The following is a 17,197-nucleotide window of genomic DNA, read 5'->3' as shown; positions in this document are numbered from 1 at the left end:
GAATTATGGATGCTCACCGCAGCGCGTACCTCGCCAGTCGAGCGGAGGGCTGGTCGATCCAAGTTGACATCGAGCATGTGAACGCTCACACTGGCGACCGGTCGTTGCGCTTTTGCTTCGCTCCGGATGGGCCGTCATGCGCATCCAGGAGACAGTCCTGAAGTAGCGATCGGTCATGTTGCTCGCGGCTGGGATCGCGGTCCTGGCCAGTCGCGACCCTGGTTGCAGCAACGACCCCAGCGGCGGTGGGACCCCGGTGGAGCCGGCAGCGGCGGGAACCCCGGAAGCGACCCGACGTATCCCGCCCAGCAGCAGGCCTCTCCGGGGGGCTGCACCGTGAACGTCTGGTTGTGCTGTACGGCAACACAAGTGCTCGATGATGTGGTGGCTACTGCTTATCGCACCTTCATGAGGATCAGGCCCGCTCGCGATGCACAATCGGCTTGACGGACATGCCAGCCCGGAACAATAAACACGATTATCGTGCTAACCGGCGCACGCAGAGCAAATTTATTCACTCTGCGCGCATCTCGACATTCGTCCGCAGCGGCAATGTCCAGCGCGGGAGCCTTGAGCGGGCGGCGAGCGACCCCGACCTACGCAAGAGCAGCGTTGAGCAGTGAGAAAATTCCAGTTTCACTTACTTAACAGGACGAGGAGAACAAGATGAGATTCGGAACCAAGCAGAGCTTGCTTGCGGCGGCGACGGGCATCCTCGCCGTGTCGTGCGTCATCGGCCCCGAGGGGGCGTACGACGCCGAGATCGAGGAGGCAGTCTCGCTCGAGGGCGCCATCACGATCGATACGAGCGCGGTCTACACGATCGTCGGCGTCCAGAGTGGAAAATGCGTGCAGGTGGCTGGAGGCAGCACCGCTGATGCAGCGGCCATGCAGATCGCCAGCTGCAACGGCTCGACGCGGCAACAGTTCCGCATGGAATCGGCAGGCGGCGCCTACTATCGCATCCGCAACGTCAACAGCAACCGTTGCATGGACGTCGCGGGCGCCTCCACCAGCGACGGCGCCGCCATCCAGCAATACTCCTGCTGGACCGGGCAAAACCAGCAGTGGTCGTTCACGGACGTCGCCGGCGGCGTCGTGCGCCTCACCGCGCGCCACAGCGGCAAGTCCCTGGACGTCCACGGCCGCGGCACCGCGGACGGCACCGCCGTGATTCAATGGGCGTCGAACGGCGCCACCAATCAGCAATTCCGACTCACGCCCGTGGGCTCGGGAACCGGCGGCACCGGCGGCACCGGCGGCGGGGGCAGCACCAGCGGCACCAGCGGCACCGGCGGCACCGGCGGCACCAGCGGCACCGGCGGCACCGGCGGCACCGGTGGCTCCGGCGGCTCCGGCGGCTCCGGTGGTGGCGGCGGCTCCGGCGGCACGCGCAGCGCCGGCTGCGGCATTCCCACCTCCCTCACCAGCGGTAACCGCACCATCAACGTCAACGGCACCACGCGCCAGTACGTGCTCGACATTCCGGCGAACTACGACCCGAACAGGGCGCATCGGCTGGTGTTCGGCTGGCACTGGCGCGGCGGATCGGCCAACGACGTCGTGAACAACGGGTACTATGGGCTCAAGGCGCTGGCGAACGGCAGCGCGATCTTCGTCTCGCCGAACGGCATCGACAACGGATGGGCCAACACGGGCGGGCGCGACATCGCCTTCGCCCGCGCCATGGTCGACTCCCTCAAAGCCAACCTGTGCGTCGACACGAGCCGCGTCTTCTCGACCGGGTGGAGCTTCGGGGGGATGATGTCGAACGCGATCGGCTGTGATATGCCCGACGTCTTCCGAGCCATCGCGCCGATGTCCGGCGCCCTCTACAGCGGCTGCAACCAGTCCAACACCCAGCCCGTCGCCGTCTGGATGTCGCACGGCCTGTCCGACAGCGTCGTCCCCGTCTCGGCCGGAAGGGCGGCGCTCGACGTCTTCGTGCGCAAGAACGGCTGCAGCACCGAGACGAGCCCCGTAGGCCCCAGCTCGTGCGTCGCCTATCAAGGGTGCCGGGAGGGATACCCGGTGCACCGCTGCGAGTTTGCCGGTGACCACCAGACGCCGAGCTTCGCGAGTTCGGCCATCTGGAACTTCTTCACGCAATTCTGACCTCGCGCCCCGCCGACGCGGCGGCTCGAGCAGCGGCAGACGCGCCCGCCCGAGCCGCCGCGTCGCCCCGCCCCGCCCGTGAGCTGTCGAAGCAGGCGCAAAAAGGCAAGGAAGAGAGGGAAGGGTATTCCTGCAATCCGTTGACCACGCGATGGATACCCTGCTTCAGTCTCACCTCGCCAAAGTTGATCGTCCCCGTTTATTTTCTCTCCGTCTCTCTATCCCGACGAGGATAGGCGCCTCATGGCGGCAGTGAATATTCGATTGTCATATCGGATCTACTATGGCTTCCTGCTCCGCGAGGGATTGCGGGCAGACGGGGAAGGCTAGAGCCGCCCGATCTCGAGCGCGGAGCCGTGGTGCTCGACGAGGTAGCGGGTATCAGACGATGATGAATGATGCTCTGAGAGAATATCTGTCTGAGACAGAGCGGCCGGTGACTGAATCCGTGCTTCGTCGTTTCATGAGAGGAGCTGACTCGCTCGTCACGGCTAACAAAGCGTTCCAGCGGACGCTCGGAGACTCGCGCCGCTGAACGCTGACGTTGGGCCGGCAGAGTGCGGGGACGCAGGCACGATTCCGACAAAGGCGGTAGCGCATCGAAGGGCCCGGCAACGGGGCGGCGAGCGAAGGAGACTCGTTCGGTGCGTATTCCGGGCCGACGTGACGGCCGATTCCGAGCGCACGTGACGGCTCGTTCCGAGGGGACGTGACGGGGCGTTCCGGGCCACCCGACGGGGTGTTCCGACACACCTGACGGCTCGTTCCGACGTGCGTGACGGCTCGTTCCGACGCACGTGACGGCTCGTTCCGAGGGGCGTGACGGACCGTTCCGACGGGGGTGACGGCCCGTACGCGGCGCTCGCGGTCGCAGCCTCATCGCGTACATGAGCCGCCGCACGCACCCGGAGACGGGGTACCGGACGTGCCTCGGCGTGATCCGGCTCGCGGACAAGTACGGACGGGAGCGCGTCGACGCCGCATGCGTCCGCGCGCTCCGCATCGGCAGCCCCACGGCGAAGAGCGTGACCGCGATCCTGAAGAACGGCCTCGACCGCGCGTCGCTGGTCGAGCCGCCGCCCCGGGGGACCCTGGCGCACGAGAACATCCGTGGTGCCGAGTACTTCGACAAGGAGCAGAGGAGTGATCTTGGAAGACCATGTGCGTCGGCCAGTCGCCGTCGGAGTGGCCGTGCACGACCGCCGCGATCCGGCCCTGGCACACGAGCGGTCCGCCGGAGTCCCCGTGGTCGGCGATGCCGGTCACCAGCTGGACGACGATCTGAGAAGAGCTCGCCGCGGTGACCTGCTCGGTCGCCGACCGCTTGGTGCCGCTGGTCGTGACCCCGCCGGTCTCGTGTCGCCCGAAGCCGATGGCCGTGCACACTTCACCCACCGCGGGCAGCGCGCCCTCGTTGATCGGGATCAGCGGGACGCCCCCGATCGGCGCGCTCAGGTGCGCGACCAGCAGGTCGAGCGTCGGGTGGGCGATCTGCTGGTCCACGACGTGGCTGACGAAGCTGGACGCGTCGTTGCCGGTCTTGAACACCATGCCGCTGCCCGCGCAGTGCGCGGCCGTCAGCACCCAGCTCGGCCCGATCAACGTGCCAGAGCACAGGCCGCCGCCGGACAGGACCTCTCCGACGGAGGGAAAGACGGTCTCGATCTGGCCGCCCTGGATCGGCTCCGACGCGCTCGCGACGTCCTCGGAATCCGGCGGCTCGCCATCTCCGATGCAATCGACGCCGACCGTCGCACACAGAACAATGCCAAACGAAACACCGAGATGTCGTGAGTTCAACTACTTGTCTTTCTCGTGATCGAGATCGTGATTCGGAGGGACGCCCGGACTGGCGCTGCGGATAAGGAGTCGCGATGAATCGAATCACGCACCATCATCCGACCTGCCGTGCAGCCGGGCGAAAAGGTACTGCGCTGCCGCATTGCAGCTCCCGTGCCAGCCGCGGGAGCCTCAAAGTCGTGGCCCGCCGCGCAGCGATAGCCGCCGGACCCCCTCGCGCGGGGCTCTAGGCGGGGAACCCGCGCGGCGCGACCGGCACGCGGGGCGCCGTGTGCCAGTCGCGCTGGCGCCCCGAAAGGAGGCCTATCGCGGCCCGGCGGCGAAGCGATACTGGCACGGGGCTGGCACTGCACGGCGGGTGTGTCGCCCTCCCGAGAGCGTGGCGGGCGTCGCTCGGGTTCGCCAACGAATAGGCGGGCTGGCTCTTCGAGGAGCCGAAGGTACCCAGTTCCGGTAAGCGCCTTCGCCGTTCAAGCACGCCCCTTCGCCGTTATAGGCCGTGACCTACAACGAGGTCCCCCTCACACGCCCGAGCTTCCTCGCGCTGCGATCCGGCTTGATTTGCCTACGCGCCGCTGCGATCCGGCTTGATTTGCCTACGCGCCGGCTTTACCGGGGGCGACCCTCGTACCGGCCAGCGGGGCGCTCGAGGCTCGCGGCCTCGTGCACTTTCTCTGGCACATCGAGGCCGCTGGCATGCCCCCGCTCGACGGGATGGATGTGGGCTTCGCCGACGGAGCGGGCGCTCTGACGTTGATCGCGGGGTTCTTCGGCCCTTTCTCGCCGCCTTGAGTCCTGGCATGAGAGGCTGCCTTCACCACCCGGGCAGATTATGTGAAGGTTGCGCGTACCCTACGGCATTCAGTCATCGGCCTCGCGCATGCCGCACGCCCAGCTCAGGGCGCTCTCGGAGCAACCCCGATGGCGGCATGCCACAGGCCACCACAAGGAGAACTGATGCATCGAACTATCGGCGTTGCGGGCACCTTGGCGCTCTTGTTGTCCGCTGCTTGCACCATCATCACGGCGGATGAGGGCGAGCCGGCGGGCCCTGGCGGCGGGGATACCTCGGGTGTCGGTGGGGCCGGCCCCTCTTCAAGCGGCTCGGGCTCCGGCGGCGCGGGCGGCTCGGCCGGCTCGGGCGGCTCCGGCGGCGCGGGCGGCTCCGGCACCGGAGCCGCCGGCGGGGGCGATCCCTCCTCGGGAGGCGGAGGCGCCGGCGGCTCGGGGGCGGAGGAGCCCTGGAGCAAGGCTTTCGGCGACGTGGACATGCGCACCTCGGAGTCCGCCGTCGGCGTCGCCACCGACGGCGAAGGCAACATCGCCTTGCTGGCGTCCACCCCCGAGCCCATCGACTTCGGCGGGGGGCTCCTGTCCGCAGGAGGCAGCGCTTACACAGCATCCCTGGCGAAGCTCGACCGCGCAGGGAATCACCTCTGGAGCACGAGGTTCGAGGTATCGGACGGCCTCCTGGTGGCGCAAGACCTCGTGATCGATGCCTCGGGCAACATCATCGTCGCGGTGTCGGCCACCGGGACGAGCGTCGACCTCGGCGGAGGAGCCGTGGCCCTGCCCGGATCCGGCTGGAACACCGTCGTCGCCAAGTTCGACGCCGCCGGGAACACGCTGTGGAGCGAGGCGTTCAGCAACGTGTACACGCGAGCCGTCGCCGTCGACGCCGCGGGGGACGTCGTCCTCGCGGGAGGGTGTGAAGCGGACGCCGATCTCGGCGGCGGTGCGCTCGGGAGCACAGGCGCATGCGCGGCGAAGGTGGACGCAGCCGGCCATCACGTCTGGAGCCGGCACGTCAGCGGCCCGAGCCTCAGGGACCTGGCTTGCGATGCGATGGGCAACATCGTCCTGGCGGGATACGTCGGCTACATCGAGGGCGCGACCATCGATGATCCCGGAACGGCGGACGTTTACGTCGCAAAGCTCGATTCCGCCGGCAACGACCTCTGGAGCGAAACCTTCGGTGGTGAGACCGTGCAGATCGCTAACAGCGTCGCGATCGATGGATCGGGTGACATCGTCCTTGCAGGGACCTTCTTTGGCAGCCTTGATTTCGGCGGCGGTCCCCTGGTGAGCGCCGGCGGGCGAGCTTACGACCCTCACTGGGAGGGCACGCTGCAGTGGGGCGGCGATATCTTCCTTGCCAAGCTCGACGGCGCGGGCGACTTCGTCTGGAGCAGGAGCTACGGCGACGCTGGCGTGCAGGCGCCCTGGGGCGTCGCGGCCGCGGGGGACGGCAGCATCGCGCTCACGGGCGGCGTCCTTGGCGTCGTCGACTTCGGCACCGGCCCGCTGACCGCGAGCAGCTCGTATGGAGACGTGTTCGCGGCGAAGCTCGACGCCACGGGCAACACGCTGTGGAGCAGGCTCTATGGCGGTGGGCCCCAGCAAGTGGGCCAGGCCGTCGCGCTCGGCCCTGCGGGGCACGTGATCGTCTCGGGGGTATTCCACGAGAAGATCGACTTCGGGTTCGGCCTGCACGAGACCAGCGCCGAAGAGTACGAGCAAAGCGACATCTTCCTGGCAAAGCTCGACGGCCTCTGACCTGCTGCAGGGCTCGCTCAAGCGCGCCTTCGCTGACGGGACTGTCGCGGTGGACATGGATCCGCTCTCGCTCTTGTGCCGCCTCGCGGCCAGCGTCCCGCCGCCGCGCTTTCACACCGTCAAGTACGCGGACGTGCTCGCGTCGGCGAGTCCATGGCGCAAGCGCATCGGACCGCGCCCTGCGAAGCCAGAAGAGTCTACGAAGGCGGACGATGACGCCGCTCCGAAACGCAAGCGTGGCGGCTATCGGGCGGTCGACAAACCGCGCCGAGCTCTTGCGCCGCACATTTGCGATCGATGTCCTCGAGTCCCCAGCTTGCAAGGGGCGGATGAAGCTCGTCGCCATGGTGACCGAGCCAAGGAACATCGCCCGCTTCCTCTCCGCGCTCGGCGAGCCGACCGACGTCCCAGCTCGCTCTCCTAACCGAGGGCCGCCGTACTGGAGGAGCACCGTTCTGCGCAAGGCGCCCGGTGACGCCGCATAGCGTCTCGCGACGCGCCTCCCGGGCCAGACCAACGCCCGGACGGACACGTGCGCCCACGGCACGCCGATGCGCCCCGTAGCGCGCTCGGCGCCGCCCGGACCACGCTCCGCTCTTTCGACCCAGGACCGAGCCATCACGACGCTCGCGGTCCCACCCTTTCGGTTTGCTGCGCTACACTTCTTCGCGCTGCGCTCCGGCTTCTTTTACCTACGCGCTGCTACCAGGCATAGCGCACCCACACCCGTCGTCGTCGGGGATTAGGTAGTCCAACCGCCTGCTGGCCCCGTACCCCCGCGGCGGGGGGCGCGGTGGCCCGGCGAGGCGGGGTGGCGGCGCCGAGCCGCATTCCGCTGTCACTGCAAATGGTCGCAAATTTCTGAATCAAAGTCGGCTCGCGACGGAGCACGCGCTCGATCTCCTCTTGCACGACGCCGACTCGCGCGTTAGATACTGAACCACATGGTTCAGTATTCGAGTGCCCGCCTCGATGCTTCCTTCGCCGCGCTTTCCGACGCGACCCGGCGCGGCGTTCTGGAGCAGCTCGGACGAGCCGACGCTTCGATCACGGACCTCGCCGAGAAGTTTCACATGACCCTCACGGGCATGAAGAAGCACGTCGGCGTCCTCGAGCAGGCCGGGCTCGTCACCACCGAGAAGGTCGGCCGCGTGCGTACCTGCAAGCTCGGCCCGCGCCGGCTCGACGAAGAGACGGCGTGGATCGAGAGGTACCGCCAGCTCTGGGCCGCACGCTTCGACGAGCTGGACAAGGTCATCGAGGAGCTGAAACGAAAGGAGAACGTCGATGGACGCAAGTAAAGAGAGTGAGCCCCAATTGACGAGTAATCGCACGACGGTGGAACCGAAGTCCGATCGCGAGATCGTCGTCACACGGACCTTCGATGCCCCGGCGCGCATCGTGTTCCAGGCGTGGACCACGCCGGAGCTGTTCAGGCGGTGGTGGATACCGAAGTCGATGCCCGTGCCTCTACTTTCCTACGAAGCGGATATTCGCGCCGGCGGCAGCTACCGCCTGGTCTTTGGTCACGATGCCGCGCAGCCGATGGCGTTCTTCGGCACGTACCTCGAAGTGACACCGCATTCGCGCATCGTGTGGACGAACGACGAAGCGGGCGACGATGGCGCCGTCACGACCGTGACCCTCGAGGAAAAAGGCGGCAAGACGCTGCAGGTGCTGCACGAGCTCTATCGATCGAAGCAAGCGCGCGACGCCGCCCTGGCCTCGGGCGCGTACAGCGGGATGGGCGAGACGTTCGAGCAGCTCGATGAGCTTCTCGTCACGCTTGGTACGACGGCGCGATCGTCCTGAAGCCATCGCGCGGGAGGGGCGCCGGGGAGCGTAGGGACAAGTGGAGCTGAACACCGGGCGGCGGACGCGCCCGAGCGAGGGGCGCCAAGCTCGTCGCACCGAGCAAGGTGGCGACCGACGCGGGGGCCGTGACGACGGCAACGGGGCGCAAGCGTCCGAAGCAGCGGGGACATTCGAGCGCATCGATCGCAAAGGTGCGCGCGAGCAACGCGGCCCATTCGAGGCGTGCGTCGTTCGCCGCCCGGGGGGCTCGAGGCGGCGAATGCGTGCGCGGCGCGCGGGGCCGCGGCAGCGTGTCGTCGTCTTCGCGTGGAAGGCAGGGAGCTCGAGGAAACAGCGACCGTTGCGGCGGACGACGGCAGGCCGTCGTGCTCGCTGGGGTGAGGGTACGCGACGGCACGACGAGCGGGCGCCAGGCGTGATTGGGCGCGAACACGCCGTGAAAGCGCACCAGCGGCTGCCAAGGCGGAGGCACCAACGCACAAAGACGCGCCAGGCACTCGACGGGTGTCATGACCCGATGCGTTTGGCCGCGCCGGTTCGGCGCCTTGAGCCGGTAGGCGATGCGCCCGTCCGCCAGTTCCGAGAAGCGCTCGAGCGCGAAGGGTGGCCGAGCGCCGTAGCGAAAGAGTCGTTCCTGCCCCTCGCGGTCGTGGGCGGCAAGACGTACGCCCATCGGACGGGCCGCTTATTTTCCGGCGACCGCTCGTCATCGGCCGGTTTTTCCGGCGGGATTTCTGACGCGCGGAGCCAGGCTGCCGGCCGGCGCACGCGTCGCTCACCCCCGGCTCATCCGCGCGATCGCCTCGGCCAGCGCGCCGTCGTCCGCGCCCACGGCATCGCCCGAGAGCGCCGCCTCGGCAGCCGCGAGCGCCGCGTCGCGGAGGCGGTAGAGCGCCGGCTCCGGGATGCGCTCGCGCGCGGCGAGGACGCCCGGCGGGACGCCGCGCAGCATCTCCAGGACCAGCCCGAGGCGGCGGCGGGCCTCGGGCGGCGGCGGCGCGCCGAGGCCGAGCCGCCGCCGCGTGGCCTCCGGCGCGGCGGCGAGGCGGCGCGAGGCCGCGTCGGCGACCTGGGCGGCCAGCGCGTGGTACGCGGGCGGCGACGGGAGCCGCGCCTCCATCCAGACGAGCAGCCGCACGAACTCGCGCGCGCCGCCCTCGAACGCCCGGCGGCCGTGGAGCATGCGCCGGTTGTCGACGACCAGGATGTCCGCCGGGCCGAGCGCGAGCTCGATCACCTCGCGCCGCGACGCCTCGATGAACGGCGCGAGCCGCGCGGCGATCGCGTCCCCCGGCGGCATGACCGGCGCGTGCGTCAGCGCGAGGGCGCCGTCGCGGAGCGACACCGTGGGCCCGAAGAAGTCCCCGAAGACGAACGGGATGCGCCGGTACACCGTGAAGAGCGCGCGGAAGAGCTCGGGATCGGCGCGCTCGATCGTCGAGAGCAGCGCCCACCCGTCGAGCAGGAGGCAGCCGCCGCCGCGCTCCGCGGGCCGGACGCAGGCCATGATCTGCACGGCCGGCGGCGCACCCGCGAAGCACTGGCTGTCGGTGTGGAGCGGCGCCGCCGCGGAGCTCGCGGCGAACGACCTGCCCCCCGGCACCGCCTTGATCGGCTGCCGCTCGACCAGGAGCGGCCTCGCCCCGAGGAGCCGCTCGGCGAAGCTCCACGGCGCCCGCGCCGCCTCCTCGGGGGCCAGCGCGACGTCGCCGCGGAGGACCGAGAAGCCGCGCGCCGCGAGCTCGTCGAGGAGCCTCGCCGGACCGCGCTCCGCGCCCGGCCAGATCCATCGCTCGCTCATGGTCGCGCCGCACGCGGGCGCTCACATGGCAAAATCATCATATCTATCCAATAGATACATACTTGATAACCGCACCGTCCACCCCGCTCACGCATCGAGGAAGCGGGCCTCCCGGAACCCGGCCCGGAGCAGATCGCGCGGGACGGGCACGACCCGGAGCAGCGGCGCGCCCTCGGGCACCTCGATCGGCGCCCCGATCCGGCGCACGTGGAACACCGCCGGGGTCGCGAAGAAGACGTCGGTCGCGACCACGCCGCGCATCACGTCGTAGCCCTCGCCGTGGATGCCATCGAGCAGGCTCGACCAGCCCGGCGGTGTCCGGAGGAAGGCCCACGGCTTCACGAAGAAGTGCGGCTCGCCCGGCGGATGGGGCGTGAAGTACTTCGTCAGGTACCAGAGCGCCCCGCGGTTCGCGGCGATGAAGTCCTCGCCGAAGACCCGGGCGAAGGTGCGCTCCACCGCGGCCGCCCCCTCGGCCAGGCGCGGCGCCTCCGGCGCGACGGCGAGCGTGTGCCCGTCGAACGTCGCGCGGAACGGGACGGCGTTCCTCACCACGAGGGAAGCGAGCCGCCGAGCCCCCCCGCGCCACGGGACCGGATCCGGCCCGGCCGCCGTCGTGACCTCGGTCACCTCGGCGATCTCGGGCGCCGCCGGCCCGGCGACCACCAGCCGCACGCGCGCCGGTCCCCCGCTCCCCTCGCCTGCGCTCCCCTCGCCCGCGCTCCCCTCGCCCCCGCTCCCCTCGCCCGCGCTCCCCTTCCGCTCGCCCGCCTCGCCTCCCACGAGGCGCCGGTACTTGCGGGTCACCTCGCCCTTCTTCGCCGCGAAGTACCTCGCGTCATAGAACTCCGCGTGCGCCCGCCCCACCTCGGGATCGTCCGCCAGCGCGCAGGCCTCGATCTGCACGTCGGGGCGCACCGGCGCGATGCAGCCGATCTCGCCCTCGAGCCGCAGGCTCCGGGGCGCCTCGTCGCGGACGCGCAGCTCGACCACCAGCGGGACGAAGGCGCTGTCGTCGGCGAGGTACGCCTCGCTCACCTCGATCAGCACGTTGCGGCGGTTGGCCGCGCCCGCGACCCGCAGCCAGACACCAGGGTCCGGGCGCACCAGCAGCCCGGTCCACAGCCGCAGGCGGGGCCGCCCCAGACCCGTCCGGCACGTCCACGCGAGGCCGCCGCGCAGCGCCCGGTGCCACGCCCCCTCCGGCGCCAGGAAGCCCTGCGACACAAGCCGGGGCAGCGCGGCGCGGTGGGCGCGGAGCAGCGCCTCGCGGTGCTCGCCCGCCGGCTCGGCGCGGAGCGACCCGAGGCGCCGCTGCACCTCGATCGGCCACGCCAGCGTGATCTGATGCCCGAACGCGTTGCCCTCGAGCAGCGGCACGCACGCCTTGGCCACCCGGAGCGGCACCGCGCCGTCGAGGTCGCCGGTGCGCCGGGTGAGCCGGCACAGGCCGAGGGCGTCGAGCACCTCGAAGCAGGCGTCACCCGCCGCAGCCACCGCCACCGCCGCAGCCGCCGCCGCCACCGCAGCCGCCGCCGCCGCTGCAGCTCGACGAGCTGCAGCCCGAGCCGCCGGACGAGCCGCCGTTCGTCGAGACAACGACGGGCGGCGTGATCGCGTAGACCATCGGCCCGAAGAGCGGCGACATCGCGAGCGCCGCCGTGCCGGTCGCGGCCACCGTCAGGCCGATGTCCACCGCCTCCCGGCGGCGGCCGCCGGCGACGTCGGCGCGGAGCGAGACCGTCGAGTCCTCGACCCACTCGAGGTAGGCCGCCTTCGTGGCGCTGTAGACGCTCGCGCTCCTCGCCACGAGCCACGTCGCGAAGAGGAGCGCGATCATCTCCACCACCAGGAACGTGTGGGGCCGGTTGAGCTCCTCCGCGCGGAGAACACGGATCAGCCCAACGCCGAGCAGGCCGATGCCCACCGCCCAGACCACGGCCGAGAGCGTCGCCACGGTCCCCCGCGGGCGGATCATCCCGGCGGCGGCGAGCTCCTCGCGGATCTCCTGCTCGAGGGTGGCCGCGATCCGCTCGGAGGCGGAGCGCACCTGCTCCACCGAGAGCGCCGCGTTCGGGTCGCCGCCCGGTCGGAGCGAGGTGAGCAGGTTGAAGAACGCCGAGAGCACCCTGTCTCGCGGCGGGGCGCCGCCCAGCACCTGGAACGACTCCGGCTGGCCCGTCGCGCCGCCGGCGGGGACGAGCCACCCCGCGGCCATCGCGACGGCGATCAGCGTGGCCGCGACGCCCTTGTTCTCTTCCCGGAGGTACGCGATCGCCCAGTACTCATCCGGCTGCGGGATCCAGCCCACCGAGAGCCGCTGCCGCTGCGGCGGCTGCGCCGCGTGGAAGCGATAGGGCGTGCCCGCCGCGGCCGCCGGCGCGCCGCCCGGCAGCCCCGAACGATCGAGCGACGCGCCGATCGCCTTTCGCGCCAGCACGGCGAAGAAGAGGCCGGCCGCCGAGAGCACGAAGTAGAAGAGCAAGAACTCCGGCCCCGACTCCATGTTGAACGGGAAGAAGTCGAAGATCTCGTGGATCATCACGCCGCCTCCTCGTGCTCGAGCCGATCGACGTCGTCGACCGCGCGCGCGAGCAGCGCCGCCAGCGCCTCGTAGGCCGCGCCCGGCGCCTCGTGGACTCGCTCCAGCGGGGCGACGTCGGCGCCGAGCAGCTTGCCCGCGCCGGCGAGCACCGCGCCGAGATCGTCGTCCACGTCGATCCCGCGCAGGCCGAGCAGCGCGTGCAGCGGGGCGCGGATCTGCTTCACCTTGCGGAAGACCGCGCCCCGCAGGGCGTCGTCCGAGCCCATCCCGTCCACCACCGCGCGCCGGAGCCGGATCTGCGCCTCGCGGAGCTCCTGCTCGACGCGCAGGCGGCGGTTCTTCCCGTCGATCACCAGCGCCGAGAACGGGTCGCGGCCGACGAGGAGCACGTGGCACCGGCGGATGTCGTCGTAGAGCAGCGGGAACACGTCCGCGGCCCGCGGGATCTCGGCCGCGGTGAGGATCATCGCCTCGACGCGGGCCGCGTAGCGCGCGAGCCGGAGCGCGTTGGCGATCGCGTCGAGGCTCTCCCGGGACGCTTCCTTGAGCACCACCATGAGGTCCACGTCGCTCTGGCCGTCGCGGTAGCCGCCCCGCGCCGCGCTGCCGTAGACGAGCAGGCATTCCAGCGCGTCGCCGAGCACCCGCTCCAGGCTCTCCTGGAGCTCGACGAGCCGCGCCTGCACCGGCGCCGGCAACCTGGACACGGCGCTCCCCGTGGCGATCGATCCTTCTTTCATAGGCTATCTTCGCGGCTCGACCAGCCGGACGTCGGCGCTCGAGCCCATCCCCTTGATCGCCCAGATTACCCGACCTCCCGGCAAGCGTTCCCGCCGAATGAACGGCAGGAGCCTGGGCCGCACGCTCCCGTCGCCCGCCGGCCCGACGAAGCGGGCGCGGAGGAGCAGGCGATCGACGATCGCCTCGGGCGCGAGGCGATCGTCGGCCTCCGCCGCGGCGGCGATCCGGAGCGCGTCGGCGACCGCGGTCAGGCGCGGGGCCCGCGGCGACGCCTCGACGCACCGGGCCCCGAGGCGCGCGGCCGCCTCGCGGTGCGACGCGAGGCGCGGCAGCAACGGGAGCGCGTCGTCGACGCGCTTGCGCTGGAGGATCGCGCGCGATCGCGCGACCTCCTCGGCCGCAAACGGCCGCACATCGGCCGGCGACGGCTCGATCGGGGCGGTGAGCAGCTCGGCCACGCGCGCCTGGACCGCGGCGAGCGCCGGGGCCTCGGCGGGCGGCTCGCCGGTGGAAATTTGCAACGGCGCGGCGCGGGAGACGGGCGGCGCAGGACGGGGCGGCGCGGCCCGGGCGAGCTCGCGGGTGGTCGCGAGCTCGGCGGCGAGGGCGGCGAAGGGCGGGAAGTCGCCGTCGCGCTCGAGGAGGATCGGGACCGGCCCGGTGCGCGCGAGGACCGCGGCGAGCAGGGCGAAGACGGGCGCGGGGACGGGGTGGGCGTGCGTGTCGAAGTAGAAGCCGTGCTCGCGGGCGCCGCCGGCGATGTGGATCATCGCCACGCGATCGAGCGGATACGAGCGGACGAGCGCTCCGGGATCGACGCCGGCGTTGACGGCGTTCGCGTAGACGTTGCCGACGTCGAGGAGGAGGTCGCAGCCGGTGCGGGCGACGACCTCGGCGTAGAAGCTCCCTTCCTCGAGGGCGTCGTCGGGGAAGCGGAGCGTGCGCGCGGCGTTCTCGAGCAGGAGGGGGATGTCCGGGAGCGCCCGCCGGGCGGCGGCGACGTTCCGCGCCACGACGCGGGCCGCCTCGAGCGTGTACGGCAGGGCGGTGAGGTGCCCGATCTCGTGGCCGCCGCCGCGCACGAAGGCGACGTGCTCGCTCACGACGGGGGCCGCGAGCTCCCGGCAGAGCGCCCCGAGGCGGCGGGCGCGATCGAGGTCGACGCCCGCGGCGCTGCCGAGCGAGAGCTTCACGCCGTGGGGCACCACCGGCCAGATGCGCGCGATGGCCGAGGCCTCGCGCCGCGCGGCTGGACTGGAGAAGCAGGCCTCGGCCACGACCTCGACGAAGTCCACGGCGGCTGGCGCGGCGAGCAGATCGGCGGCGATCTCGGGGCGGAATCCGATCCCGACGGCGCAGGCGGCGCCGGCGGGGCCGGCGAAGACGAGGGGCGAGCTGGGGGAGCGTTCGAGCACTCGAGGACCCCGCCCAGTTTGCCCTGGCGGAGGGGTTCGCGACAGCGCGGAATCGGCTAGGAGGGGAGAGCACCCCATGCAGGAGTCAGCAACGATGCGCGTGGCGATCCTCGACGACTACCAGGGCGTGGCGCTCCGGATGGCCGACTGGCAAAGCCTCCATCCGGCGGCGGAGGTGCAGGCCTTCGCCGACCACCTCGACGATCTCGACACCCTGGCCGAGCGGCTGCGCCCCTTCGACGGCGCGGTGCTCATGCGCGAGCGCACGCCGTTTCCGCGCGCGCTGCTCGAGAGGCTGCCGCGCTTGCGGCTGCTGGTCACGGCCGGCATGCGCAACGCGTCGATCGATCTCGCGGCGGCGACCGCGCGCGGGGTCCAGGTCTCGGGCACCGACATGCTGCCCTACCCGACGGCGGAGCTGACCTGGGGGCTGATCCTCGCCCTCGTCCGGCACATCCCGCGCGAGGACCGCGCCGCGCGCGAGGGTCGCTGGCAGACGACGCTCGGCCTCGGCCTGAAGGGCAAGACGCTCGGGCTCCTCGGGCTCGGCCGGCTCGGCGGCCAGGTGGCGAAGGTGGGCAACGCCTTTGGCATGGAGGTGATCGCCTGGAGCCAGAACCTCACCGCCGAGCGCGCCGCGGAGGCGGGCGCGCGCCTCGTGCCGAAAGACGAGCTCTTCGGCCGCGCGGACGTGGTGAGCATCCACCTCGTGCTGAGCCCGCGGACCCGCGGGCTGGTCGGCGCCGCCGAGCTCGGGCTGATGAAGCCCGCGGCCTTCCTTGTCAACACCTCGCGCGGCCCCATCGTGGATGAGGCGGCGCTCCTCGCCGCCCTGCGCGAGCGGCGCATCGCCGGCGCGGGGCTCGACGTCTTCGAGCCCGAGCCGCTGCCCGAGGGTCATCCGCTGCTCGCCCTCGACAACACGGTGATCACACCGCACCTCGGCCATGTCACCGAGGAGGGCTATCGCCTGCTCTACGGCCAGGCGGTCGAGAACATCCGCGCATTCCTCGACGGCAAGGCGCTCCGTCCCCTGAATCAGCTGGCCACAGCGCCCTCACCCCCCTGAGGGTGCCGATGGCCGGCGTGCTCTGCGGCTGAGAGGCGCTCAGAGGAACTGGCTGCTCCATTTGCGGAACGTCATGATGCTTTTTTCCCCGGCGCACAGGACGGGCTGAGGGCGATAGATCTTGTTCTCCCAGATCGGGATGTCCTCCTCGATCTGCCGGCACACCTCGGCGGCGAGGGCCTGGCTGAGGCGCTCTGCGCCGTCCTTGCGCAGCCAGAAGGCGACGCGGACGTCGATGAGCTCGTCGTCGATCGGGGTGACCGTGTTCACGAAGAGGAGCTCGACGATCCCGGTGAAGCGGATCGTCCCGTATCCCATGCCGTGGCCTTCCCAGGTGATCGTGCCGTCGACCACCTGGCCGCCCGGGCCCTTCTGCTTCACCGCCGAACGGGATCGGATGATGTGGCCCTCGAACTCGACCTCGGTCCGGGGAGGCGCCGGCATGCTGTGCACAACGACGAAGTGGGCTGGATCCACGATGTTCTCGAGCGTCTCCTGGACGTGCGTCCGGATCCTCCAGCGCTTGCTCATGCCCGGGGACCACTCGGTCGACCGCGCCTCCGGGAGCGGCGGGATCTCGAACGCGGGAGGCTCTCCGCCGAGGGCGTGGTGGACAAGGATCACGCCGTCGAGCTCCCGCACTTCCCAGCAGCGGATCCTCGCCTTCGGGGGGATCGTGTCCGCGTAGGGGATACGCACGCACATTCCCTGGCCGGAGATCACCCATCCGTGGAACGGGCACCGGATCCCGCCCTGCTCGACGCGGCCTCCCACCCCGAGGTGGGCGCCCATATGGGGGCAGTGGGCGTCGAGGACACGGGCCTCGCCATCCTGCGTCCGGAACAGCACAAGATCCTGCCCGAAGCAACGGAGCGGGAGGGGGCCGCCCGTCGACAGCTCCTCCGAAGACGCGACCTGAAACCAGCCTTTCGGGAACGGCTGAAGGGGGATTCGAGCGCTCACGTGGGTCTCCTCGGCTCCGCGTCTGTCGGGGTCGCCCGGGCGCTCGTGCAGCGCCCGGGGATGGGGTCGGGTCGTGCCGGCGGTCGCGGCATGAGCTCACCATCTTACGAGACCCGGGCGCGTCGAGGTACTGCCAACCTGGCTCCTGCGGGCCTCGCGCGCCGGAGCGGGCGGTCGTGCTCCAGCGTACATCGCGTGTCCGCCGCCTGACCTTGCCCGCCCGCGAGTTCTCGGTCGATCGCCGCCCGCGGGATCCCCGCGGTTCACCGCCCGCGGCGCATTCCCTGTCAGCGCGTCGCCGAGAGCTGCTCCAGTCCTTCTTCCACGCCGACGACGGGCACATACCCGAGCTCGGCGCGGGCGCGGCCGGTCTTCAC

Annotated in this window: 14 protein-coding genes; 6 read left to right on the top strand and 8 right to left on the bottom strand. The window is 70.9% G+C overall.

Annotated elements, in window-relative coordinates:
- Positions 1 to 666: 666 nt before the first annotated feature.
- Complete coding sequence (locus WMF36_RS09775) at positions 667 to 2,115, top strand: RICIN domain-containing protein (protein WP_437579338.1); 1,449 nt, start codon at positions 667 to 669, stop codon at positions 2,113 to 2,115.
- 876 nt (positions 2,116 to 2,991) lie between these two features.
- Here the strand turns inward: WMF36_RS09775 and WMF36_RS09770 are convergent.
- Positions 2,992 to 3,699 (bottom strand): trypsin-like serine protease, encoded by a 708-nt coding sequence (locus WMF36_RS09770; RefSeq protein WP_437581880.1) that lies wholly within the window; start codon positions 3,697 to 3,699, stop codon positions 2,992 to 2,994.
- Between the two features lie 879 nt (positions 3,700 to 4,578).
- Here WMF36_RS09770 and WMF36_RS09765 point away from each other — a divergent pair.
- From WMF36_RS09765 to WMF36_RS09750, 4 genes are all read left to right on the top strand, one after another.
- A complete protein-coding gene (locus WMF36_RS09765) occupies positions 4,579 to 4,707 on the top strand; it encodes a hypothetical protein (protein WP_437579337.1) in 129 nt (42 codons plus the stop codon).
- Positions 4,708 to 4,836: 129 nt separating this feature from the next.
- Positions 4,837 to 6,471, top strand: coding sequence for a hypothetical protein (locus tag WMF36_RS09760; RefSeq protein WP_437579336.1), 1,635 nt, complete (start codon positions 4,837 to 4,839; stop codon positions 6,469 to 6,471).
- A gap of 944 nt (positions 6,472 to 7,415) precedes the next feature.
- Positions 7,416 to 7,772 carry an ArsR/SmtB family transcription factor gene (locus WMF36_RS09755; RefSeq protein ID WP_437579335.1) on the top strand — a complete coding sequence of 119 codons (357 nt, stop codon included), beginning with the start codon at positions 7,416 to 7,418 and terminating at the stop codon, positions 7,770 to 7,772.
- Positions 7,773 to 7,809: 37 nt separating this feature from the next.
- A complete protein-coding gene (locus WMF36_RS09750) occupies positions 7,810 to 8,283 on the top strand; it encodes an SRPBCC family protein (RefSeq protein WP_129572587.1) in 474 nt (157 codons plus the stop codon).
- Here the strand turns inward: WMF36_RS09750 and WMF36_RS09745 are convergent.
- From WMF36_RS09745 to WMF36_RS09720, 6 genes are all read right to left on the bottom strand, one after another.
- Positions 8,252 to 8,959, bottom strand: coding sequence for a transposase (locus WMF36_RS09745; RefSeq protein WP_437579334.1), 708 nt, complete (start codon positions 8,957 to 8,959; stop codon positions 8,252 to 8,254). The two genes, WMF36_RS09750 and WMF36_RS09745, sit on opposite strands and share 32 nt — an antisense overlap.
- 102 nt (positions 8,960 to 9,061) lie before the next feature.
- A complete protein-coding gene (locus WMF36_RS09740) occupies positions 9,062 to 10,087 on the bottom strand; it encodes a TauD/TfdA family dioxygenase (RefSeq protein WP_437579333.1) in 1,026 nt (341 codons plus the stop codon).
- A gap of 87 nt (positions 10,088 to 10,174) precedes the next feature.
- Positions 10,175 to 11,584, bottom strand: a complete 1,410-nt coding sequence (locus tag WMF36_RS09735; RefSeq protein WP_437579332.1) for a hypothetical protein — start codon at positions 11,582 to 11,584, stop codon at positions 10,175 to 10,177.
- Positions 11,568 to 12,629 (bottom strand): hypothetical protein, encoded by a 1,062-nt coding sequence (locus WMF36_RS09730; RefSeq protein ID WP_437579331.1) that lies wholly within the window; start codon positions 12,627 to 12,629, stop codon positions 11,568 to 11,570. Before WMF36_RS09730 ends, WMF36_RS09735 begins: the two co-directional genes overlap by 17 nt.
- Positions 12,629 to 13,372, bottom strand: a complete 744-nt coding sequence (locus WMF36_RS09725) for a nucleotidyltransferase domain-containing protein (RefSeq protein ID WP_437579330.1) — start codon at positions 13,370 to 13,372, stop codon at positions 12,629 to 12,631. Before WMF36_RS09725 ends, WMF36_RS09730 begins: the two co-directional genes overlap by 1 nt.
- Before the next feature lie 3 nt (positions 13,373 to 13,375).
- Positions 13,376 to 14,788, bottom strand: a complete 1,413-nt coding sequence (locus WMF36_RS09720; protein WP_437579329.1) for a DUF692 domain-containing protein — start codon at positions 14,786 to 14,788, stop codon at positions 13,376 to 13,378.
- A gap of 94 nt (positions 14,789 to 14,882) precedes the next feature.
- On the opposite strand from WMF36_RS09720, the gene WMF36_RS09715 reads away from it, so the two are divergent.
- On the top strand, positions 14,883 to 15,857 hold the full coding sequence (locus WMF36_RS09715) for a D-2-hydroxyacid dehydrogenase family protein (RefSeq protein WP_437581879.1): 975 nt from the start codon (positions 14,883 to 14,885) through the stop codon (positions 15,855 to 15,857).
- A gap of 39 nt (positions 15,858 to 15,896) precedes the next feature.
- On the opposite strand, the gene WMF36_RS09710 is transcribed toward WMF36_RS09715, so the two are convergent.
- On the bottom strand, positions 15,897 to 16,820 hold the full coding sequence (locus WMF36_RS09710) for a Rieske 2Fe-2S domain-containing protein (protein ID WP_437579328.1): 924 nt from the start codon (positions 16,818 to 16,820) through the stop codon (positions 15,897 to 15,899).
- Between the last annotated feature and the right edge of the window lie 377 nt (positions 16,821 to 17,197).

Origin of the sequence: Sorangium sp. So ce887 (assembly GCF_051521455.1) — a bacterium.
GTDB lineage: Bacteria > Myxococcota_A > Polyangia > Polyangiales > Polyangiaceae > Sorangium.
Note: the sequence above shows the minus strand (reverse complement) of the source record. Positions and strands in the feature narration are given on the sequence as shown.

Excerpts from the sequence above, each read along its gene's own strand:
- WMF36_RS09725 (WP_437579330.1), bottom strand. The coding sequence starts at position 13,372 with ATGAAAGAAGGATCGATCGCCACGGGGAGCGCCGTGTCCAGGTTGCCG.
- WMF36_RS09730 (WP_437579331.1), bottom strand. The coding sequence starts at position 12,629 with ATGATCCACGAGATCTTCGACTTCTTCCCGTTCAACATGGAGTCGGGG.
- WMF36_RS09740 (WP_437579333.1), bottom strand. The coding sequence starts at position 10,087 with ATGAGCGAGCGATGGATCTGGCCGGGCGCGGAGCGCGGTCCGGCGAGG.
- WMF36_RS09755 (WP_437579335.1), top strand. The coding sequence starts at position 7,416 with ATGGTTCAGTATTCGAGTGCCCGCCTCGATGCTTCCTTCGCCGCGCTT.
- WMF36_RS09775 (WP_437579338.1), top strand. The coding sequence starts at position 667 with ATGAGATTCGGAACCAAGCAGAGCTTGCTTGCGGCGGCGACGGGCATC.
- WMF36_RS09760 (WP_437579336.1), top strand. The coding sequence starts at position 4,837 with ATGGCGGCATGCCACAGGCCACCACAAGGAGAACTGATGCATCGAACT.
- WMF36_RS09745 (WP_437579334.1), bottom strand. The coding sequence starts at position 8,959 with ATGGGCGTACGTCTTGCCGCCCACGACCGCGAGGGGCAGGAACGACTC.
- WMF36_RS09715 (WP_437581879.1), top strand. The coding sequence starts at position 14,883 with ATGCGCGTGGCGATCCTCGACGACTACCAGGGCGTGGCGCTCCGGATG.